General features: G+C 40.8%; 19 protein-coding genes and 1 pseudogene. 8 read left to right on the top strand and 12 right to left on the bottom strand.

The features are described 5' to 3' along the window. Positions 1 to 187, bottom strand: a pseudogene (locus D464_RS13855) (IS982 family transposase); the annotation flags it as partial. A 291-nt stretch (positions 188 to 478) separates the two neighbouring features. Then, positions 479 to 1,687: an L-serine ammonia-lyase gene (locus tag D464_RS0111725; protein ID WP_018911544.1), complete on the bottom strand. Its 1,209-nt coding sequence runs from the start codon at positions 1,685 to 1,687 to the stop codon at positions 479 to 481. Positions 1,688 to 1,999: 312 nt separating this feature from the next. On the opposite strand from D464_RS0111725, the gene D464_RS0111720 reads away from it, so the two are divergent. The 3 genes from D464_RS0111720 (at position 2,000) to D464_RS0111710 (ending at position 4,149) form a co-directional block, all read left to right on the top strand. Further along, positions 2,000 to 2,668 (top strand): DUF4230 domain-containing protein, encoded by a 669-nt coding sequence (locus tag D464_RS0111720; protein ID WP_018911543.1) that lies wholly within the window; start codon positions 2,000 to 2,002, stop codon positions 2,666 to 2,668. After that, the gene (locus D464_RS0111715) at positions 2,669 to 3,376 is read left to right on the top strand and encodes a DUF4230 domain-containing protein (protein WP_018911542.1); all 708 of its coding nucleotides are present in this window, start codon (positions 2,669 to 2,671) and stop codon (positions 3,374 to 3,376) included. A 191-nt stretch (positions 3,377 to 3,567) separates the two neighbouring features. After that, entirely contained in the window at positions 3,568 to 4,149 is a 582-nt protein-coding gene (locus tag D464_RS0111710; protein ID WP_004381996.1) for a DUF417 family protein, read from the top strand. Between the two features lie 255 nt (positions 4,150 to 4,404). Here D464_RS0111710 and D464_RS0111705 read toward each other — a convergent pair whose 3' ends face one another. The 7 genes from D464_RS0111705 to D464_RS0111675 form a co-directional block, all read right to left on the bottom strand. Further along, positions 4,405 to 4,839, bottom strand: a complete 435-nt coding sequence (locus D464_RS0111705; RefSeq protein ID WP_024985931.1) for a hypothetical protein — start codon at positions 4,837 to 4,839, stop codon at positions 4,405 to 4,407. A gap of 232 nt (positions 4,840 to 5,071) precedes the next feature. Then, positions 5,072 to 6,340 carry an NADH:ubiquinone reductase (Na(+)-transporting) subunit F gene (gene nqrF / locus D464_RS0111700; protein WP_004381994.1) on the bottom strand — a complete coding sequence of 423 codons (1,269 nt, stop codon included), beginning with the start codon at positions 6,338 to 6,340 and terminating at the stop codon, positions 5,072 to 5,074. Positions 6,341 to 6,347: 7 nt separating this feature from the next. Next, positions 6,348 to 6,974 carry an NADH:ubiquinone reductase (Na(+)-transporting) subunit E gene (gene nqrE / locus D464_RS0111695; protein ID WP_018911540.1) on the bottom strand — a complete coding sequence of 209 codons (627 nt, stop codon included), beginning with the start codon at positions 6,972 to 6,974 and terminating at the stop codon, positions 6,348 to 6,350. 2 nt (positions 6,975 to 6,976) lie between these two features. Then, on the bottom strand, positions 6,977 to 7,606 hold the full coding sequence (locus D464_RS0111690; protein WP_004381992.1) for an NADH:ubiquinone reductase (Na(+)-transporting) subunit D: 630 nt from the start codon (positions 7,604 to 7,606) through the stop codon (positions 6,977 to 6,979). Between the two features lie 29 nt (positions 7,607 to 7,635). Continuing rightward, complete coding sequence (nqrC, locus tag D464_RS0111685; RefSeq protein WP_018911539.1) at positions 7,636 to 8,349, bottom strand: NADH:ubiquinone reductase (Na(+)-transporting) subunit C; 714 nt, start codon at positions 8,347 to 8,349, stop codon at positions 7,636 to 7,638. A 17-nt stretch (positions 8,350 to 8,366) separates the two neighbouring features. Beyond that, on the bottom strand, positions 8,367 to 9,518 hold the full coding sequence (locus tag D464_RS0111680) for an NADH:ubiquinone reductase (Na(+)-transporting) subunit B (RefSeq protein ID WP_018911538.1): 1,152 nt from the start codon (positions 9,516 to 9,518) through the stop codon (positions 8,367 to 8,369). A gap of 256 nt (positions 9,519 to 9,774) precedes the next feature. Continuing rightward, positions 9,775 to 11,124, bottom strand: coding sequence for a Na(+)-translocating NADH-quinone reductase subunit A (locus D464_RS0111675; protein WP_018911537.1), 1,350 nt, complete (start codon positions 11,122 to 11,124; stop codon positions 9,775 to 9,777). Between the two features lie 136 nt (positions 11,125 to 11,260). Here D464_RS0111675 and D464_RS0111670 point away from each other — a divergent pair, with 136 nt between their 5' ends. Together D464_RS0111670 and rpsA are read left to right on the top strand one after the other, a co-directional pair. Further along, on the top strand, positions 11,261 to 15,730 hold the full coding sequence (locus tag D464_RS0111670) for a translocation/assembly module TamB domain-containing protein (protein WP_018911536.1): 4,470 nt from the start codon (positions 11,261 to 11,263) through the stop codon (positions 15,728 to 15,730). Between the two features lie 110 nt (positions 15,731 to 15,840). Next, positions 15,841 to 17,616 (top strand): 30S ribosomal protein S1, encoded by a 1,776-nt coding sequence (gene rpsA, locus D464_RS0111665; protein WP_018911535.1) that lies wholly within the window; start codon positions 15,841 to 15,843, stop codon positions 17,614 to 17,616. 580 nt (positions 17,617 to 18,196) lie between these two features. Here rpsA and D464_RS0111660 read toward each other — a convergent pair. After that, positions 18,197 to 18,637 (bottom strand): hypothetical protein, encoded by a 441-nt coding sequence (locus D464_RS0111660; RefSeq protein WP_018911534.1) that lies wholly within the window; start codon positions 18,635 to 18,637, stop codon positions 18,197 to 18,199. A 266-nt stretch (positions 18,638 to 18,903) separates the two neighbouring features. Here D464_RS0111660 and D464_RS0111655 point away from each other — a divergent pair, with 266 nt between their 5' ends. Further along, on the top strand, positions 18,904 to 19,134 hold the full coding sequence (locus D464_RS0111655; protein WP_018911533.1) for a YecH family metal-binding protein: 231 nt from the start codon (positions 18,904 to 18,906) through the stop codon (positions 19,132 to 19,134). Positions 19,135 to 19,183: 49 nt separating this feature from the next. After that, on the top strand, positions 19,184 to 19,483 hold the full coding sequence (locus D464_RS0111650) for a hypothetical protein (RefSeq protein WP_018911532.1): 300 nt from the start codon (positions 19,184 to 19,186) through the stop codon (positions 19,481 to 19,483). Positions 19,484 to 19,901: 418 nt separating this feature from the next. On the opposite strand, the gene D464_RS0111645 is transcribed toward D464_RS0111650, so the two are convergent. Together D464_RS0111645 and trxA are read right to left on the bottom strand one after the other, a co-directional pair. Next, complete coding sequence (locus D464_RS0111645) at positions 19,902 to 20,261, bottom strand: MarR family winged helix-turn-helix transcriptional regulator (RefSeq protein WP_018911531.1); 360 nt, start codon at positions 20,259 to 20,261, stop codon at positions 19,902 to 19,904. A 17-nt stretch (positions 20,262 to 20,278) separates the two neighbouring features. Then, positions 20,279 to 20,800, bottom strand: a complete 522-nt coding sequence (trxA, locus tag D464_RS0111640; protein WP_018911530.1) for a thioredoxin — start codon at positions 20,798 to 20,800, stop codon at positions 20,279 to 20,281. Positions 20,801 to 21,154: 354 nt separating this feature from the next. Between trxA and D464_RS0111635 the strand changes: the two genes are divergently transcribed. After that, positions 21,155 to 22,354, top strand: coding sequence for an esterase (locus tag D464_RS0111635; protein WP_024985930.1), 1,200 nt, complete (start codon positions 21,155 to 21,157; stop codon positions 22,352 to 22,354). Positions 22,355 to 22,625 lie beyond the last annotated feature (271 nt).

Raw genomic sequence — 22,625 nt, 5'->3', positions numbered from 1 at the left:
AACGATAACCAGAATCGTGGAAAAGGATTATTATCAGCATAACTTCTGCCTTTGACATTGTAGAATTTCGATGATATTTCCTTTTTCCTGTAGGTTTTAGCGTATATTTTGCTGTCATTGCATCAAAAAACTTGCAGAAGTCATCTGCCATACAAAATATTTCAGTAACTTTGTCCTCGGTGATCATAGCGATTTTTGTTTGTAACTGTTTGTATATTAGCTCCTTAAAGTTACAACAAATTTCGCTAATCACCAAATTTATAGACATTTATAATTCGTCGAACTCACGTTAAATAGTATTGTTTTCCACAGAACAAGCAACTCGTCAACTTGTTAACCAGTCTACTTATCCACTCTACCTAATCACAATTTTGAATTGTGAACTTTGAATTTTGAATTAAAGAAGAGCCTCCCCTAACTTGCTTCCGTTAGGCACTCCTCCCCTTGGGGGAGGTTGGGTGGGGTTTATATCCTACTCTTACACCTGATAATCCTTCGCTAATCCACCCTCACTCGTCTCTTTGTACAATGACGGGATATCGTGTCCTGTCTGCTTCATCACCTCTACAACCCTATCAAAAGATACACGGTGACTACCATCACTAAACGATGCGTAGAGTTGAGCATCTAATGCTCTACAGGCAGCGAAGGCGTTACGCTCAATACAAGGAATCTGTACTAAACCACAAACTGGGTCGCAGGTCATTCCGAGATGGTGCTCCAGTCCCATCTCCGCAGCATATTCTATCTGTGAAGGACTACCACCGAATAGCTGGCAAGAAGCAGCTGATGCCATTGCACAAGCAACCCCCACCTCACCTTGACAACCTACTTCTGCACCAGAGATAGACGCATTGTACTTCACAATGTTACCAAAGAGTCCTGCCGTTGCAAGGGCATGTAAGATCTTAGTCTCTGTAAAGTCATGTCCCTTGGAGAGGTGATAAAGCACCGCAGGAACTACTCCGCACGCACCGCAAGTAGGTGCTGTAACAATCGTTCCGTTCGATGCGTTCTCCTCACTCACCGCCAAGGCATAGGCATAAACCATACCGCGACTCTGCAAGGAAGGCTTATAACCACGTGCTTTGATATAATAAGTTGGAGCTTTACGAGCCAAATTCAGTGGACCAGGCAATGCCCCTTCACTATCCAATCCACGCTCAACAGCCGCCTGCATAGTATGCCACACTTCACGGAGATAGTCCCAGAAATCATCATCCTCACACTGCTTTACATATTCCCAATAGCCTCTTCCGTGATGTTCGCACCATGCTTGAATATCTTTCAAAGTATGCAGATCGTACACTTCCGGATGTTTGAAGTAATCATCCGTAGCCTTTCCTTCCGACAAGGCACCACCTCCGACACTATAAACAATCCATTCCTCGCTTTGCTCCCCAGCCTCGTTATAAGCCCTAAACTCCATTCCATTAGGATGATAAGGCAAGAAGATACTTGGCTGCCAGATGATGTTAACAGGTGCAATGGGCTTTAGTACGTCGATAATTGCCTTATCCGTCATGTGTCCCTTACCTGTTGCAGCCAAACTGCCATACAACGTTACCTCAAAACGTGACGCTTCCGAGTGACGTTCGGCAAAGATGATTGCAGCACGCTGAGGCCCCATCGTATGGCTACTGGATGGACCTTTTCCTATTCTAAAGATTTCCTTGAGTGACTCCATTGACTATTATCCTCAATACTTCGAACTATGATTTTTAAAGGTACAAAAGTACGAAAAAAAAAGGCAATGAGATGCTGGTAACATCTAAAAAACACACTTCCTCAATTAAAATTCGTAATTGGGAAAGGATAATAAGTTGACTGGTTGACAAGGAAACAGGAACTCTGAAAAGTAAAAAGGTAAAAGAGTAAAAAGGTAAAAGAGTTGTGTCTACTCGTTAACGCATTAATACGTCAACTTAAACTAATTATTATTTTGAATGAAAAGAGACAACTATTTTTTGTATCTTTGCGGTGTTTAACAACAAAGAAGATGAAGAGAATAATTCCTATAATTGCTTTACTGGTTCTCACATTGGGGGCTTGTAAGAACAAGAACACTGATGATGGCGCAACCAATAAGGCACTCGATACGATACCGATGTTGGTCACGCAGGTACAAGAATGCTCCCGACTCTATACGACAGAATACCATATTCATAAGATTATCACGCACGATGATGAGATGAAAGTGTCTGGTTCGTTTATGAAAAAAGACTTCAGTGTGAACCTGCCATTGGGTGAACGCCGCATTGCCATCCCCATGACGGCGACGATAAAAGCGTATATCGATCTCTCATCGTTCGACGCGAAGAATGTGCAACGCCATGGGAAGCAGATTATTATCACACTTCCTGACCCAAAGATTGTACTTACCTCGACTAAAATAGACCATCAAGAAGTAAAGAAATATGTAGCTTTAACACGGCAGAACTTCTCTGATGCTGAACTAACTAACTATGAGGCGCAAGGGAGGAAACAGATTCTTAATGCCATACCACAGATGGGGATCATAGAAGAAGCACAGAAGAGTGCTGCCCGACAGTTGGTTCCTATCTTCACACAACTTGGTTATAAGGATGCTGATGTGACGGTTTCTTTCCGCAAGAAGTTTACCATCAATGATATACGTAACTTTATTGAAGCTAATAAGGAGGACTAAATGATGGAAGAGAAAACGCCTATGAACAAGTTACCCAAGGCTCATCAGCAAGAAAAGAAAGGGCAGAAGATGGTTGATTTCATCACAAAGGAGAAGAAAGCAATGGGCTGTCTGTTACTTCTCGTGGTCTTTGTTATTATCCTTATCGGTGCCTTCTCATGGTTGAATGCGTCCAATGAGATTGGTATAAAAACTGACAATAAGATTGACATAACGCCTACTCGCATTCAAGAGATACAAGACATCGGGCAGTGGGAGTTCCTTTCTATCAATGACGAGGAACTCATTGACACCATTAATCATGGTTTCTTCTCCGACGACGAACTGGTGAGAATCTATTACGGAACGATTCGTATGGGAATAGACCTGCATCACGCAGAACCGCAATGGCTGCAAGTTGAGGATGACAGTATCGTAGTTGCCAAGCTACCTCCTATCGAACTCTTGGACAGAAACTTCATTGATGAAGCGCACACACGCTCGTTCTTTGAGAAAGGGAATTGGTCATCAGCCGACCGCGAAGCCCTTTATCGCCGTGCATATAACAAGATGATAGCACGCTGCATGACGCCTGCAAATATCAAGATAGCCGAAGAGAATGCACGCGAACAGTTCTCTCAATTCCTAAAGGCAATGGGTTATAAGAATGTGAAAGTGACGCTATCAGCTCCACAAAGTCCGAAGTCGTTGATGCAAAAAGAGGGATAGGAATTAACGTTCAAGCACTCACCTCTTTTACACATCAGGGTTAGTTAGCATCCTCTTACAGCATGATTACATACCATGAATGCGGTATTTTTTGTAATAAATACAACTTCTTTCGTTTTAATTGGACAAAAGTATATATCTTTGCAGGCGTTAAAAGAATATTTATCAATTAATTAAAAGGTTAAGAATCTATGAATAAGATCACAGCACTGGTGCATACAGTACTTGAGATTGCAGCCTCAATTAAGGGCGTGGGAATCAATTTTATACGTATTGCGATATTCATTATCTTCGTGTGGATAGGCGGTTTGAAGTTCTGGAACTATGAGGCAGAAGGAATCGTTCCATTCGTTGCTAACAGTCCGTTTATGAGCTTCTTTTATACGAAAGATGCGCCTGAATACAAGGATTATAAGCTAAAGGAAGGTGAGTTCGATAAGGTTAAACACGAGTGGCATGAGGCCAACAACACTTATACCTTCTCGCATGGTTTGGGTATTGCAATTATGACTTTCGGTATCTTGACATTATTAGGTATATGGTTTCCGAAGGTTGGTTTCGTTGGTACGGGGTTAGTCATCTTAATGACTTTAGGTACTCTGTCGTTCCTTGTCACAACGCCCGAAGCATGGGTACCCGACCTTGGTAGTGGCGAACATGGATTCCCGTTATTGACAGGTGCAGGGCGATTAGTAATCAAGGATGTCTGTATTTTAGCATCCGCGGTAGTTGTCTTATCAGATTGTGCACAGCGTATCTTAAAACGCAAGTAGGTAATATCTTATATTGCCTGACTAAAGAGTTTAATTATAATAGAAAGTGTGGCGGATGCTAAATCAGCATTTTGGCACACTTTCTTGTCTTGTATCTGCAATAAAGATTTACACGACTACACTCATTGAAACACATCGAAAGGCTCTAAATTATAAAACAGATGTGGTTGATATTACCAATGCCTCCAAATAAGTTTTAGATATTTCATCCTCATAAAGATAAATTACAGAAACTGATAGTACCGCTATGAAGTATTAAAATGTACAAATAGAATCCCAAAAGAAACGGCTTTTCAACACATAACCAACAATACCAAGTACTGTTTGAACCTTATAATAGTTATTAACAACACCAAGACAACGATAACAATCAGGTAAGTCGCCTTGGGGTGTCACTATAATTGCTAGAACTTTAGACTTCCTCGGTTGTTGATAAACAAGAACCTTTTCAAAATTAGGAATAACAAAACCCTGTCCCTTCACAGCCCTGTACACAATAACACGAGCTTTCGTCTTAGAAATCCAAAAATCGTCTTGCACTTCACAATGATACATTGTCTTCGATTCACCTAAGTAACGAGCTTCTATGCCTCCCTTGCCTATTACGACTTTGCCAGATTGTGCATGAGCGCAAATTGTCATCAATGACAGACACAGAAATATGTTAGCTTTAATCAAAAGATTCTTCATAATTATGACTCTTTATTTATAAACTAAATCCTTTGTAAGCATTATCTATTCAAATTAAAAGAGAAAGTTCTTTGGATGATGATACCACAATAGAACTTTACCGACCGATGAAAAAAGCGCACATAACCTTTTCTACAAATCAAAAAACGGAGATACTCACATGGAGTCATCTCTATTTTTAAAAAGCATGTCCTATGACTTACTTCACAGAACATGCTTTATCAGTTTTAAATTATCCGAAGTTATCGTACATGATTGCATCCTTTTCAACACCAAGACTATCGAGATAATCGGTAACAGTCTTGATAAGCATTGGAGGTCCACATAAGTAATACTCGCAATCCTCAGGTGCCTCGTGATCTTTCAAGTACTCATCACGAATGCAATTAACCGCAAAGCCAGTGTAATACTTCACACCTGCAGCATCAGCAACAGGGTCTGGTCGGTCAAGAGAAAGGTGGAAATGGAAGTTTGGATATTCCTTTTCAAGCTCCCAGAAATCCTCCAAGAAGAAGGCTTCACCCAATGCACGAGCACCATAGAAGAAGTGCATCTCACGATCACGAGTGTGTAAGGTCTTTGTCATGTGCATGATCTGCGCACGCAAAGGAGCCATACCAGCACCACCACCAATCCATATCATCTCCTTACCAGAGGTGAAGTTTGGATGGAAGTCACCGTATGGTCCACTCATCATAACCTTATCTCCTGGCTTAAGTGAGAAGATGTAAGATGAGCCAATACCTGTTGGTACATCTTGGAAACCTACTTGCGGACGTGGGAGGAATGGGGTTGAAGCAATACGAACCGTCAATGTGATGATGTCACCTTCAGCTGGATAGTTCGCCATGGAATAGGCACGCACAGTCTCTTCAGGGTTGTGAGCCTTTAGAGAGAGGATGTTAAACTTCTTCCATGTACCGATATATTCCTCACCAATATCATTCTTATCGAAATCCTTGTCATAGTCAATGCAATCGTATGCAGGGATCTTAATCTGTGCATAAGAGCCTGGGATAAAGTCCATGTGCTCACCTGGAGGTAATGCAACCTTGAACTCCTTTATGAAGGAAGAAACATTCTTGTTAGAGATAACTGTACACTCCCATTCCTTAACGCCCATGACAGATTCAGGTACTTTGAGTGACATATCGCCCTTTACCTTACACTGGCATCCAAGGCGCCAATGATCCTTTATCTCCTTACGACTGAAGTGTGGACGTTCAGAATCGAGTATCTCGCCACCGCCTTCAACTACCTGTACCTTACATTGACCACAGCTAGCCTTTCCACCGCAGGCAGAAGGCAGGAATACACCATTCTCATTCAGTGTAGCCATAACCGAGCTACCCTGATCAACAGTCATCTGCTTGTCACCATTAATAGTTATCGTCACTTTCCCACTTGGACTGAGATACTTTTTAGCCACAAGCAGCAGAATCACTAATACAAGGATAGTGATCAAGAATACTATAATACTTGTTGTTATGAATTGTCCCATTGTTTACTTAGATTTTAAGACCAGAGAAGCACATCATTGCCATAGCCATCAGTCCTACTGTGATAAACGTGATACCAAGTCCCTGCAAAGGCTTTGGTACATCTGAATACTCCATCTTCTCACGGATAGCACCCATTGCCACGATAGCCAAAGTCCAGCCCAAACCAGAACCAAGACCATAAACGAGAGCATCCCAGAAAGAGCCGATATATTGTGTACTTGATGGATCAAGACCTATACGCTGTTGCATGAAAAGCGATGCTCCCATGATAGCACAATTCACTGCAATCAATGGTAAGAAGATACCCAAAGCACCATAGAGCGAAGGAGAATACCTTTCTACTGCCATTTCAACTATCTGAACGATACCTGCAATGACCGCGATAAAGAGGATAAAACTAAGGTAGGTCAAGTCGACACCATCAGCCAAACAATCAGGTCCGAGAACCTTTGTTAATAGTAGATAATTGACTGGTGTCGTAACGAGCAATACGAATGTTACGGCTGCTCCAAGACCTAATGACGTTTTCACACTCTTTGATACAGCAAGGTAAGAACACATACCGAGGAAGAATGCGAAAATCATATTGTCCACAAAGATGGACCGGAAGAATAAACTAATAAGATGTTCCATAATTACTTCTTATCTTCTTTATAGAAATATGAACGATGAATCCAAATAACACAACCAAGTAGGATGAGCGCCATTGCCGGCATTGTCATCATACCATTATCCATATAGCCTGCATCATAAAGACTCTGTGGGAGAATCTTGAAACCAAGCAATGATCCACGACCGAAGAACTCTCGGAAAGCACCAACGATAACAAGGATCATAGCATACCCCAAGCCGTTTCCGATGCCATCAAGGAAACTAGGCCAAGGCTTATTAGTCATGGCAAAAGCTTCTAAGCGACCCATAAGAATACAGTTGGTAATAATCAAGCCGACATAGACAGAGAGCTGTACACTAACATCATAAGCTACTGCTTTGAGGATTTGACTTACGATGGTTACAAGTGCAGCAACAACCACCAACTGTACAATGATACGAATACGATTAGGGATTGTGTTGCGGATGAGTGAAATAATAACATTGGAGAATGCTGTGATAATAGTTACAGCAAGTCCCATAACAATCGCTGGCTTCAACTGTGAAGTTACAGCAAGTGCAGAACAGATACCGAGTACCTGAACCATAATTGGGTTATCCAGATTCAGCGGATTACTGAACACTTCTCTATTTTGCTTTGAGAATAAATCCATTTTCTTATCGTTCTAAAAGATTATGAATGTTATTTGCTTATCAGGAATTTAACGTAAGGTTGAAGTCCACCTTTATCTGAATGGAACATCTCTGTCACACCATTACTGGTAAGTGTAGCACCAGTAACAGCATCAACTTGTGTCTTTGGATCTTCTATCTTCTTCTCCACAGACAAGGCAATCTTCTGATTGTTATCATCAGCAAAGAGCTTCTTTCCCTTGAACTTAGCTTGCCAGTCAGCATTGTCTTTTATTTCTGCTCCAAGACCAGCCGTCTCACTTTCATGATTAAAATAAGCTCCAAATACAGTTCTCTTATCGCCATTAATAGCAATAAAGCCATTGATAGGTCCCCAAAGACCATTACCATAGACAGGGATGACATACTTAACCTCTCCATTTACCTTACAACGGAATAAGGCGAGTTTACCTTCTTTAGCATCTTTACTATTCAGCTTAAAGCCAGCATCAACGCCTCCTTGCTTACCAGCCTCAACCACTTTACCATCGCTATTGATAATATCATCCGCAATGATAATCTTCTTCCATAGCTCAACAGCCTGTTCATTGGTCATGTTACGATCCTGATTGAGTGCAAACAAGATCTGTTTCTGCTGATCAAGCTGTACGTTAGCATCCTGCATTGGTTTTAATGCTTGGAATACAAAGGCAAGTAAGAAAGCCACTATCAGCACGAGGATGATAGAATAGGTAATTGTATAAGAATTACTATTTGTTTTCATTTCTTTCTCCTCCTTATTTATTTAGCACGCTTTGCGCGCTTGCTGATGTTTGACTGAACTACACAATAATCAATAAGTGGTGCAAACATATTACCAAAGAGGATGGCGAGCATCATACCCTCTGGATAGCCTGGATTCAACACACGGATAATGATAGCCATTGCACCAATGAAGAATCCATAGAACCACTTACCAGTCTCTGTACGAGCAGAGGTGACTGGGTCGGTTGCCATAAAGACTGCACCAAAACAGAAGCCACCAAGTACGAGGTGCTCATACCAGTGAATTGGCGTTGCACCACTTGATTGGAAGATAAGTCCCATGACCGTACCACCGATAAAGACACTTAACATTGTCTTCCAACTTGCAATATTGGTCCATAAAAGAATGATAGCACCTATTGCAATGGCAATAACAGATGTCTCACCGACAGAGCCAGGGATCAATCCTATGATCATATCGTTCAGATTGTGACCAATGTGAGTACCTTGTGCAATTTGCCCAAGTGGGGTTGCCATAGTGAAGCCATCAGGTAAGGTGTAACCAAGCCCAAAGATAGAATCCTTTGCTACCCAGATGCTGTCGCCAGTCATCTTGCTCGGATAAGAGAAGAAGAGGAATGCACGTGCAGCCAATGCAACGTTGAAGATATTCATACCTGTTCCACCGAAGATTTCCTTCGTGAAGATAACAGCAAAGGCTACTGCAAGCACAAGAATCCAAAGTGGTGTGGTCACAGGGATAATCAATGGAATCAGAATACCTGACACAAGATAACCTTCCTGAATTTCCTCACCCTTCCACTGTGCCCAAGCAAACTCAATGCCCAGACCGACAATGTAAGACACAAGAATCTTTGGCAACAGGGCAAGCATACCATAGAGGAACATTCCCCAGCAGGTAGCATCAGCCAGCTTACCAGCTGCTAATGCGTTCTGATAGCCGATATTATACATACCGAAGAGCATAGCTGGTACCAACGAAAGTACTACTATACTCATTATTCGCTTCGAGTCAATAGCGTCATGGATAGAAGTTCCGCTCTTTGATGTCTCGTTAGGAACATAAAGGAACGTCTCGAAACCATCGAAGACACTCTTGAAAGCGTGAAGCTTTCCGCCCTCTTCAAAGTTTGGGCGTATCTTATCGAGATAATTTCTTAAACTCATAATACTTTTATTATAGGGTTCTTAAAGTCCAAAGTTTCAGTTTCCAAATTGTTACAAAGCCTTTGTAATGCTATTACAAGTTAGCTGTAATGTTATTACAAGCCTTTTGTAATGTTACTACAAAGCATTTGTAATGCACTCATCAAGCATGGTTTACATCCTTTTACGTCTATAACAGCTGATGGAATTATCATTAATAACACTCTGAGAAACTTCATTTAAAACTATAGTTAAAGTTATTGTGGGCTTTTGACCCCTATGCATTCTCTTTTCTAAGGATATCTAATCCCTCACGAACAATCTTCTGCAATGGTAATTTTGAACTATCAACAAACTCTGCAAGAGCGAAGTCTTCAGGACTTACTTCATAAATTCCTAATTCTTCTTGACGATCAATATTACCTGAGATAATTGATTTAACGAGATACTCACCATATATATCCATGGGTAAAACCTTATCATACTCTCCGCTCATAATCATGTGCCGTTCACCACCTTTTATGCGAGCATCAAGGTTATAGGTCTTCTTTCCCTGTAACCAAGTGAAGTAACTACGCGAGGTTGAAAAATCATTGAAACGGGGTAATATCCAGCCAAAGATTTCATTTACATCATCACCTTCTGGTATAACAGTAACCTCTGAAGTATGTGCACCAAGCACAGACTCGTCGTTAGCAATAACGCCAGTGAGAGGATTACCATTGAGGATACGAACGCTACAACCATCAACGATGTTGTCTGTAAGAATCTGCTTCAATGGAGTACCCACGAGGGCATCAACATAACCTGTCTGCTTTACCATACTACCTGCTATAGCAACACGACGAGTGAGGTTAACCTTACCTGTATTGAACAAGCGACCAAAGAAGATAACGGCTGTTGGGTCAACAGTCCATACCACTTCACCTTTATTGACTGGGTCGATATGATTTACCTGTACACCAACATTACCTGCTGGGCAAGGACCATCAAAAGCTGTTACCTCTACGTCCTTTGCACTAATCAACGCAGAAGCCGATTGCTTAATACCAATACCCAAATAAACCTTTGCAATCTTGGCGAGAGCAGTTAAACCAGTCTGGAAGTCCTTCTCCTGACCATTCAACTCAAACTCGAAGTCGCCCTGCAAAGGTTTATCACGAAGTGCTGACACGAAAATAGCCTTTGGTTCTGTGTCTGGACGTGTAGCAACAGCATAAGGTAGCTGGTTGATATAACCAAACAATCCCGCCTGCAACAAAGAAGCCTTGACATCATCTGCGGATAAGCCCGCCACGTCCTTCACACCAAAGTCAGCATACTCCTGCTGCGCATCAGCAGTAATCTTCACACGCAACACCTTACGTCTTTCTCCACGTTCAATAGCTGTGACTGTACCACTCACAGGAGAAGCGAAGCTAACTTCAGTGCACCCTTTGTCAACAAATAAGGGGTCACCAGCTCGAACATGGTCACCTTCACGGACGGTCACTTTAGGTGTCAATCCCGGGAAATCATCAGGAACCAAAGCATATTCCGTAGGTGATTTCACAGACAACATCTGCTCCTGTGCACGTCCTGTAAGGTTAATGTCTAAGCCCTTTCGTAACTTAATTACATTTGCCATAACAATGATATAAATGCGATATTATCTTATTTCATTCATGAATATTGTGCAAATGTAGCAAAATTTAAGGACATTAGGAACATTTATATGTATTTATTTCAGCACGAAGTCTTTTTTTAGTAGTTTTGCAGACGCATTGAAGAAGCTTAGAACCACCTTCCGATGGATTATATGGACTTTAGTGGGTCTTTATATTACCTTGATTGTATTGTTGCACATACCAACGATACAGGCTTTTGTTGCACATAAGGTAGCTGACGCCGCTTCGACAAAATTAGGAACAGAAGTTCGCATTGGACGCATAAACTTAGGCATTCTCAACAGATTCATTCTTGATGATATTCTCATATATGATCAAAGTAAAAAGAAGATGATTTCAGCTTCTCGTATTGGTGCGAAAGTTGACATTCTACCCTTACTTCGTACTGGGGACATAAACATCTCATCTGCACAAATCTTTGGATTAGATGCTAACTTATACAAGACAAACAGGGATGCTAAGTCCAACTTCCAATTTGTCTTAGATTCTTTAGCTTCCAAAGACAATAGCAAGAAATCGCCATTGCACTTATCTATTAATAGTCTTGTCATTCGCAATGGTAAATTAAAATATGATGTATTCGATGCTCCGAAGACACCCAATAAATTCAATATAAGCCATCTTGAATTAAGTAATATTTCTTCACATATTATCTTAAACAAACTAGATGACAATAACCTTTGGGTTCATCTCAAATCCTTATCATTTAGTGATGCTTCTGGAGCAACGGTTAAACAACTTGCTTTTGAAACGAAAGCAAACCAACAGCATGCTACTATTAAAGACTTTGATCTCACATTATCTAATAGTTATATAAGGTTTAAAAAGCTATCTACTAATTACAAATTAAAAGATAAAAAGCTTGTAGACAATAGCTTGAAATACGTTATTAAAGGATTCAAAGCAGAGATAACACCTGCTGACTTTGCCCCTTTGTCAACCAACTTAAGGAATATCTACACCAGATATTCAATCATAGTAGAAGCAAATGGTACATATCGTAAACTTAGAATCAATCATCTGTCAATAAACAACAACGCACAATCAACACTATTGCATGCCAAAGGTTGGATTAATAATATTGGCAATAAGCCCAACTGGGAGTTCTTCCTTAATCCTGTAAAAGTCAACAATGAAACATTAAATATCATTGCGAAACTTGCACACCAAACACTACCATCGGCACTTAACAACCTTGGTGACCTTTATTATAAAGGTTCTATCTCCTCTATTCGGGGTAATCTCAATGCACATGGAATATTAAGGAGTAGTGCTGGAACAGCACAATTAACGACCAATATACATGGTGAGAATATCCGTGCTAAGGTAAACACATCTGACTTTAACATTGGACGAGTAATCGCCAATCCTGACTTTGGTACCATTAGTACAAACATCCTTATTGATGGTAAAGCAGACCTTTCGTATATCTTAGCTAAGGGTGATATTCATTCTTTCGGATATAAAGGATACAACTATAAAAACATTCACCTTGATGGTTTATTCAGAAATGATGCTTTTATAGGAAAAATAGCAATCAATGATCCTAACGGAAAACTATCATTCGAGGGTAAAGCCAATAATGTTTTAGCCTTTATCAAGAAGAGAGAGAGACTGTCTGCAGATATATCTATCAATGCTCAAAGTGTCAATCTTTCTGCATTGCATTTAACCAACGCACTGGGAAACAGAACCTTCTCTTTCAGAAGTCATATTAAGGGAGCCGGATCGAACTTTAATAATATAATAGGTACGTTGGATGTCTCCCAAATCGCTATGGGTGGAGAGCAACAGAATATAAATTTAGACCATATCAATGTGGCAATGAACAACGGACTTCTTGCCAAATCAATAAAGGCAAAGACCGATTTCGGAGAAATTGATATTAACGGACAATACGATTACCAAACACTTCCTCAGAGTATTCAAAGTGTATTAGGACATTACCTCCCGAGTATTGTCTATTCACATCCAAAATATTCTATAGCAAAAGGGAGAAATGCTTATACATTCTCACTAAGGCTTAACAACACACAATTAATCAATCAATTACTAAACACCACCATCGTTTCCCCCTATCCTATCACTGCTAATGGTATGATTAACGAGGGGCGGAATGAGATAGACTTATCTATTGGTGCAGCTAATGTTACATACGCAGGACAACTATTACAGAACTTGTCCATTAACCTCTCCACCCAGCCAGAAGGACTACACGCTCGACTTTGTGGAGAAAGAAAGGGAACTAAAGGTCCTCATATAACGGTCAATGCAGAGGGACTCATTAAGAACAATACGATCAATTCCGACATTAAATTCCAAATACCAGGTCACACGATAATGCACGGGAATATCAGTAGTTTTGCTGCTTTTTCACGTCATAATGGTGATTTGGAGACACAATTACATTTCAATCCGTCTGAGATTAACATTGATACTATCACATTAAGTGTACTACCATCCGACTTATCTTATCGTAAGAACAACCTCAATATCAGTCATTTCGAGGTATCCAATCGTAATCAACACATTATTGTGAATGGTGTTACTTCAGGTAGTATGAATGATTCTATCATCGTAAAGTTCAAGGAAATTGATGTACCATATATTCTCGATCTTGTCAACTTCCATAGTGTTAGTTTCGCTGGTATCGCATCAGGAACAGCATCTATCAAATCTTTCTTCCATCAACCAAAGATGGAAGCGAACCTTGAAGTACATAACTTTAAGTTTGAGGATGGAGACATGGGGATCCTCTATGCTAATGCAAATTACGATAAGGAGGGTAAGATTGGAATTGATGCACACGCCGACACAAACGATGGGGCTATAACTGATATCAAGGGGTATGTAGACATAAAGAACAGTTATATCAACCTTCCTATTTATGCACATAACACTCATCTATCATTCCTCAAGACTTTTTGTAACTCTTTCATGGACAAGATAAAACTTAGAGCTAACGGATGGTGTAAGGTTGTTGGACCTCTAAGTGACGTAAATCTTGAGGGAGACATGGAGGCTTATGGCAATGTTTATATCAAGCCAACAGGAACGACCTACGATTTAACGCATGGGCATGTGCGTATCATTCCAAACGAGATTATCTTTGCCAATGACACAATTACAGATTCCTATGGGCATCTTGGTATTGTAACAGGAGGATTACACCACAATAGCTTGCGACACCTCACGTATGATATAAATATCGAAGCACAGAACCTTCTCTCTTATAACTTCCCTAAACATCTGGGACAGGAATCGTTCTGGGGAGTGGTATACGCCACTGGCAATTGTCATATTAAGGGTGCCCCAGGTACAACGACATTGGATGTTGAATTGAAACCTTGTAAGAATACATTTATTACTTACAATGCGGCATCAACCAATGAAGCTGGAACGAACAACTTTATCCATTGGGTGAACATCCCGAAAGATAGTACACAAAAAGAGAATGTAGAGACTAAGGAGACACCATCAATGGCTAAGACGACCTCTTCAGGACATCCAATAATCAACTCCGAACTTGCTAACATATCAAGTGACTTGCGTATGAACTTCATCTTAAAGACCAATCCTAACCTAACATTGGGTGTCTTAATGGATGAAGCAACAGGTGATAATATCAAACTCAACGGCTCTGGTATCATCCGTGCAACCTATTATAATAAAGGAGCATTCCAACTCTTTGGTAATTACAATGTAAACTACGGGCAATATAACCTCACTATACAGAACATCATTAAGAAGCAGTTTACATTCCAACAAGGCTCTACTATTGCATTCGGGGGTGACCCTTTCAATGCTGCATTGGATCTAAAGGGAGTCTACACTATCAACTCCGTACCATTGAGTGACCTTGGACTTGGCAATTCTTTTAGTTCTAACAACACGAAGGTCAATTGTTTATTAGACATAAAAGGTACACCAGCTTCACCTACAGTTACCTTTGGACTTGACCTTCCCAGCCTCTCTTCTGATGCACAGCAGATGGTTCGATCTATATTAAATTCGGAACAAGAACTTAACCAACAGGTGCTTTATCTACTTGCTGTAGGACGCTTTTATCCGCAGAGTAACAATAACAGTACAGCACAAGGGAATAGAACTCCAAGTGGGACTTCACTCGCTATGCAGAGCCTCTTATCGGGAACAATATCTCAACAGATTAACACTGTGTTGTCAAATGTAATCAACACGAATAACTGGAACTTCGGTGCTAATATTGCCACAGGTAACGAAGGATTCGATAATGCTGAGTACGAAGGAACTTTATCTGGTAGCATACTCAATAATCGACTTTTATTCAATGGGCAATTCGGTTATCGTGATAATGTAGCGAAGAACAGCTCTTCTTTCATTGGTGATTTTGACATCCGTTATCTCTTATCACCAAACGGAAATTTCGCTTTCAGAGTTTATAATCAAACGAATGATCGCTATTTTACTCGCAACTCACTTACAACACAAGGAATAGGACTTATCCTGAAAAAAGACTTCAATAAGTTAAGTGATATTTGGAAGAAGAAGAGGAAAAAGGTAAAAAAAGGTAATCAAAAACGTTGATATACAGAATATTATTAGTATCTTTGCACCCGATTTGGGCATACTCAGCCCATTCGTACAAGGTAATATAAAGTCAAACTTTATTAATTAAATTATTTTTTAAACACTTTATGACAAATTTCAAAGACGTCCAGAATGTACAGCCTTTAGCTGACTTCAACTGGGATGAGTTCGAAAACGGTACACAAACCGAAGCTAGTAAGGATGACCTTGCAAAGGCTTACAACGAAACACTCAACAAGATCCAGGAACACCAAGTAGTTGAAGGTACTGTTATTTCAGCTGACAAGAAGGAAGTAGTTGTTAACATCGGCTACAAGAGCGATGGTATTATCCCTGCTTCTGAATTCCGTTACAACCCAGATCTCAAGCCTGGTGACAAGGTTGAGGTTTATGTAGAGAGCCAAGAAGACAAGCGTGGTCAACTCGTTCTCTCTCATAAAAAAGCTCGTCTCCAGAAGAGCTGGGAGAATATCAACAAGGCTTTGGAGAACGATGAGGTTATCCAAGGTTACATCAAGAGCCGCACTAAGGGTGGTATGATTGTTGACGTATTCGGTATTGAGGCATTCCTTCCTGGTAGCCAGATTGACGTTCATCCTATACGTGACTACGATGTATTCGTTGGTAAGACAATGGAGTTCAAGGTCGTTAAGATCAACCAAGAGTTCCGTAACGTAGTCGTATCACACAAGGCACTTATTGAGGCAGAACTTGAAGCACAACGCAAGGAGATTATCTCTCACTTGGAGAAAGGTCAGATCCTCGAGGGTACTGTTAAGAATATCACTTCTTATGGCGTATTCGTTGACCTCGGTGGTGTTGACGGACTCGTACACATCACAGACTTATCTTGGGGTCGCGTAAGTGATCCTCATGAGGTTGTTGCTCTCGACCAGAAGATCAAGGTTGTTATCCTCGACTTCGATGAAGAGAAGAAGCGTATTGCTCTCGGTTTGAAGCAACTCACTCCACATCCTTGGGATTCACTCGATCCTAACCTCAAAGTTGGCGACCACGTTAAGGGTAAGGTTGTCGTTATGGCAGACTATGGTGCATTCGTAGAGATTCAGCCAGGTGTAGAGGGATTGATCCACGTCTCAGAGATGAGTTGGAGTCAGCACCTACGTTCTGCACAGGAGTTCATGAAGGTTGGTGATGAGGTTGAGGCAGTTATCCTTACACTCGACCGCGAGGAGCGCAAGATGTCTCTCGGTATCAAGCAGCTCAAAGAAGACCCATGGGAGACCATCGAGGTTAAGTACCCTGTAGGTTCTAAGCACACAGCAAAGGTTCGTAACTTCACTAACTTTGGTATCTTCGTAGAGTTAGAGGAAGGTGTTGATGGCTTGATTCACATCAGCGACCTCTCTTGGACTAAGAAGGTTAAGCACCCATCAGAGTTTACAACTCAAGGTGCAGACATTGATGTTGTTGTTCTCGAAATAGATAAGGAGAATCGTCGTTTGAGCCTCGGTCACAAGCAGTTAGAAACTAATCCTTGGGATGAATACGAGAAGATCTACACTCCAGGTACTATCCACGAAGGTAAGATTACCGAGTCTATGGATAAGGGTGCAGTGATTACTCTTACAGAAGGTGGCGAAGGTTTCGCAACACCAAAGCACCTTGTTAAGCAGGATGGCACACAGGCTCAGCTTGGTGAGGTTCTCCCATTCATGGTAATCGAGTTTGTTAAGGACACAAAGCGTATTATCCTTTCTCACTCTCGTACATTCGAAGAGGTTAAGGAAGAGCCACGTCGTCAACGCGCACCAAAGGCACAGAAGGATGCAGCTGGCATTAACAATGTAGCTGCTAGCACCTCTCTCGGCGACCTTGACGTACTTGCTGATTTGAAGAAGAAGATGGAAGAGAGTAAGTAATTACTACTTGCACATCTGATAAATATGAGGTATCAGGCTGTAAAGCCTGATACCTTTTTTGTTTCTAAAGTTTAGCACCATATCAATTAGGTGTTAGTATGATATCAAGTAAGTGCCTGTAACCATGCAAAACACCATCTATTCCTACATAACCAATAAACGCAAACAAAGAAATTCAATCCTAAAACCATCCTTTTCATCCAACACTATAGATTATAGGATTCATAAACTCTTTTGTAATTTACTTTAGATAAAGTATTTTCATAGTATTGATAGAAGATGAAGTAAATATTGAGAGGTGCATTCTATTATACTTTCTACAATGTTACACAGACCCCTTACTTTCCCTAAATATGCAAGTTATATTTTAATCATGGTTGCTGTCAGTTTTAACATTTCACTTAATTTACTGGTTATTAATGAATTATACATAACGAAAAGATGACAGAAGTGACAGGAAAATGAAAACTGATGATTTTCAGTTAACCTCCATATCAATCTATCATCATTTACTCTTGTCTTCTTTCTACACTTAGGCAAGCATTAAGAGAGAAGTTTTATGTAAATAAAAACACCACCTTTACTTTATTTTGTAACCCTCATATTTCTTATTAACAATGAGGATAAAGAACGGTTGTGTAGAATAACTCTGCTTTGCGCCTTGCTTTAAATCATAAGTTAAAAGCAACTCCTTGTTGCCAACCTCCGTGAGAGAGATAGGACGAAGATCAGTCTTTAGATTCGTAACAGGTAGGATGTAAGCCACTACAAAGCTTTTCTTAAAATCAATGTGGGTAGGCTGACCACCCTTCCCCATATATGCTGCTTCACCAAATTGCTTTTCAAACTCAGTTTGAGAAGTAATTTTTTTGATGATAGGTTTCGTTTCGTCACCAATATGAAAGTAATTTCTCGCCTCCACAAAAGCTACAGGATTACCAGTATTAGAAGTCTTCTTACTTGTTACACATGATGATAACAACATTAATGCAACACTAAAAACAATTAAAAGTCTCTTCATCTCTTAAAATCAAAATCATTTAATTATTAAAAATACATATCCTCCTCATATCGTCCTAAAGCCTACCACAATTCCTGTACCACAACTGACAGAATGCCATAATAAGCTATCTGTTATCACAAAAGTAACCACTTTATCGCTAAAAAAGTACACTTTTGCCCTTAAAAGAGGTTAATACTTTTAATGGCATAACCTTTGTTAGTACATATAATGTACAGAGATTCTTTCTTTGGCAACTATTATAAACATATCAAACTATCAATAATATGGCACATGGACATGATGTTCTCCACATGATGGAGGGCAATAGTTACAAAACAAAAGAGGATTTAGTAAAAGTAATCATTGAGCATTTCGGACCAGAGGAGGAGTTTCACACCTGCTCTCGAGAGGGCATGAATGCAACAGAATTAGTTGATTTCCTTACAAAAAAAGGCAAATTTATACCTGCAACTGACGGCTTCACAGTGGATACAACAAAGATTTGTAATCACTAAACAAAGTTTTTTTAATTAATAATCAAGCGTTTAATAAAAACAAAGAAACATGATAAAGATATATGGAATGAGCACTTGTCCGGACTGCACAGCCGTTGACAAGCATGTAAAAGGAGACCATCGTTATGAAGTGATAGACATTGGTGCACACGTAAGAAACCTCAAGGAATTCCTCCGTCTACGTGATAATAGCCCTGTTTTCGACGATGCGAAGAAGCATGGCTACGCTGGTATTCCTTGTTTCCTACTTGAAGATGGCACCGTGACGCTATCTCCCGAGGAGGCTGGTATTCATCTTGATGATGCACCCGCAGCAGCTTCTTGCCGTTTGGATGGCTCTGGCTGTTAAGCGAAAAGCTCTTTTTAGCGAAAGTAATATATAATGAGAGGAGGCATAGCTACAGTTACCTGTAATTATGCCTCCCCTTGACTGTCGACAGACAGTCTAACGTGTCTCTCTTGAACAATAATTAATCTAATCTTAATAAACCAATTCTTCTTTTGAAACTATCACTAGTTATTTAATCAAAGAAGATGAGAATGGTAGTATATTACTACTCATCTCTAACTTTTCCAATTCTTCTTTCGCAAAGATACTACAAATAATTGATAGTCATTGTCATAGTTTCAGAAAGATAGAAGAGCTTCCCTTACTTTTTGATATACGTCAATCATTCGGCAGTAAAAGCTATCGTTTAATAGATAAAATACACTTGCTTAAATAGAACTGCCACCATTTTACCACTTTAAAAGGACCTATCAAGCAACTACTCGATAAGTCCTTTCAATCCTTCAGGAACCACAATCGAATCGCAATGTATCTGTGCCAACTTCTCTAAACCATGTTTGGTAATGTGGAATCGTTGGCACCGTCCATCCTCCGAGCAGGCTCGGCGACGAATCAACGAGCATCTCTCAAGTGCTGCAATCACCTTCGAAGCATTCGAACGAGTCATCTCCAGCTCATCAGCAATCTCACTTGCTAACATGGAATCATCGTGTTCGGAGAGCAAACAAAGCAGTGCAGCCTCATTGATATTCAGCCCCACTCGCTGCTGCAAGTCGGTTTCGAAGACGGTTACAACACGTGATATATCACGGATCTTACGAATACATTCACTATTCATTAGCCCCTTCTATGCCCTTACTTCAGCAAGGTTGACTTGATAGCTTCCTCGAACTGTGGCTTATTCATTGCTCCCGTCTGCATTGTGGGCTTACCTTCTTTAGGGATAAAGAGCAATGATGGGATTGAACGAATGCCAAAGAGAGAAGCCAATTCAGGCTGTTTATCGACATCAACCTTATATACGTCGATCTTACCGGCATAGTCTCCTGCTACCTCTTCAAGCACTGGAGCTGTTGCTTTACAGGGTCCGCACCATGTCGCATAGAAGTCTACTATGACGGGCTTGTCACCCTTGAAAACCCAAGACTGTGGGTTCTTCTCATAGTCCATCACCTTCTCTTTAAACATCTCAGCGGTCATTTCAGTTACATTCATTTCTGTTTCCTTTCCTTCGTTATGGTTATTTGTATTTGTTTGTTCCGTTGTCTTCCCCCCAGTTGTACCATTATCAGCACCACTGGCAGGCTTACTATTTGCAGTGCATGCCGTCATTCCTAATAGCATGAAGGCTAATGCAAGTGTCGATTTACGCTTCATATTCTTTTAATATTACCTATTTTTATTATTACTTAAAGGTTTCGAGCATCCTTAAAGAATTACTCTTTTAATATTGTTTCCTATGGAAAACGATGCAAAGATACGTACTTTTTCCGATACAACCAAATTTCCAATGGAAATTATTAAGCGTTAACAATATCGCACGTGAGACTTATTTTTGTTAAAATTGGCATTCTTCTTCACTCCTGCCTACAAACTCCTGACATACTAACCATTATTTTTTGTACCTTTGTAAACAATCAATCGTATTTATAATGAGCTGTATATCTGACCCAGAAGAGGGTCTTTAGAAGCTGAGAGAACAAATTATCAATCATAAAAAACATCACTGGTATGAGAAAAATTATCTTATCCCTTGCCTGCACAATGGCTGCTGCAACGGGATTCGCACAGCAAGCGCTCGATTGGAACAAGGCTCCTCTGGCATCGCCAGTGGTAAATGCTAACAACTCCGCAACCTTTAATGTCGCTGCTCCCGAGGCTCAAAAGGTGGAGATTGTGGGCGATTTTCTCCCTATAGAGAAGGTGAAGACCGAGCAAGGAGAATCTGAACGCCGAGGTCCACAAACCTTGAAAAAGAATGAAAAGGGCGTGTGGTCATTCACTTCTGCACCACTTCAACCAGAGCTCTACATGTATAATATCCTCGTTGATGGCGTCAAGGTGACCGATCCACTCAATGTTTATGCAATCCGAGATGTCTCTAGTACCTTCAGTATCTTTATGGTTAAGGGAGGTGTTGACGGCTTATATCAGGTGCAGAATGTACCTCATGGCACCGTTTTAAAGACTTGGTATAAGAGTCCAACGGCTAATATGACACGCCGCCTAACCATCTATACACCTGCAGGATACGAACAGAGTAAGGAGAAATATCCCGTTCTTTACCTCTTACATGGTATGGGCGGCGATGAAAATGCGTGGTCGGAACTAGGTCGGGCAACGCAGATTATGGATAATCTCATTGCTTCCGGCAAGGCGAAACCAATGATTGTTGTGATGCCAAATGGCAACATTTCGCAGGAAGCAGCACCTGGTGAGACTTCCGAAGGACTGAAGATTCCATCCATGCAACTGCCTAAGACGATGGATGGAAACTTTGAGGCTGCCTTTCAAGATGTGGTTAATTTCGTTGAACGAAACTATCGAGTAAAGGCGGATAAGGCGCACCGGGCAATCGCAGGTTTATCAATGGGAGGATTCCACTCATTGTACATCTCCATCAATAACCCCAGTTCCTTCGATTACATCGGACTGTTTTCTGCAGCCATTAAACCTCGTCAGAAAGAGATCTCATCACCGATATACAAGGATCCGGAAAGCAAGGTTGACAACCTCTTCAAGCACTCTCCTAAGCTCCTTTGGATGGGTATCGGCAACACCGACTTCCTATATAAAGAGAATGCAGACTTACGTCATTACCTCGATTCCAAGCATCATCCTTACACCTACCTCGAGACCGATGGCGGTCACATTTGGCGTAACTGGCGCATCTATCTAACCACCTTTGCACAAAAGTTGTTTAAGGAGTAGAGGTGAGGGAACCCGAAAAAGGAACGAAGGAGAGTTTTCAAAGTAGGGACAGACGCCTTTGGATGGAACCCCATCCCAGCCTCTCTCAAGGGGGAGAAGTGCTTAGCAGAAATTAGTTAGGATGTTTTTTCTTATCCCAATGAAGCCACAAAGTAGGGACAGACGCCCTCGTCTGTCCGCCAGAACGCAGCCAGTGAAAGCCGCCCAAAGCCCCTCAGAGGAAGGGGATGTTGCCTGATGAGATGCCACGAAGGAATGAAAAAGCGGACAT

Origin of the sequence: Prevotella veroralis DSM 19559 = JCM 6290 (genome assembly GCF_000377625.1) — a bacterium.
In the GTDB taxonomy this organism is placed as follows: Bacteria; Bacteroidota; Bacteroidia; order Bacteroidales; family Bacteroidaceae; genus Prevotella; species Prevotella veroralis.
The sequence above is the reverse complement of the archived record's forward strand: the minus strand, read 5'-3'. Positions and strand labels throughout refer to the sequence as shown.